Annotated in this window: 1 protein-coding gene; it reads right to left on the bottom strand. The window is 35.5% G+C overall.

The genetic code is table 11. The annotated features are described in order from the left end of the window. Nucleotides 1-467: hypothetical protein (locus AC2JF9_RS08930; RefSeq protein WP_500727057.1), on the bottom strand; the 467-nt coding region annotated here is incomplete at both ends.

Here is a 467-nt window from a genome sequence, read left to right as displayed (position 1 = left end):
TTGCCAGCTGACCTTTTTCGTTTTCTCTACCCAACCACTCTTGCAATTGTTGACGAGTGAATTTATCGCTTATATTTATTTGTTCACGTAAGAGACTAATAGCAAGATCAGAAGCATGACCTACACCAAGACGTTTCCCTTTACTTAAACCTTGTACAGGACTAGCTCCTTCTATTACAACAAATTCTGAAGTTCCGTCTCCGATGTCTGAATGAAGAGTTCTTGATTTCAAGAAGTCAGAAGGCTTTTTATTTTCACCATAAATTTCGTTAAAATCTTGAAGGATTTCGTTGTCACTATTTAGAAAAGCCAACATTGAAGTTCTTCCTTCTTCAGTCACTTTACATTCAACAACTTTTATTGAAGTAAGCACCTGGTATTCTCCAATATATAAAGTCAAAATATGTTTGTTTTTAAAACGATCTTCGAGTGTTTTTGCATTTTGGCGGCTATACTCTGATGATGGA

The sequence above is a fragment of the Lactobacillus sp. C449L genome (assembly GCF_059900815.1).
This window is presented reverse-complemented; position numbering and strand designations above follow the sequence as displayed.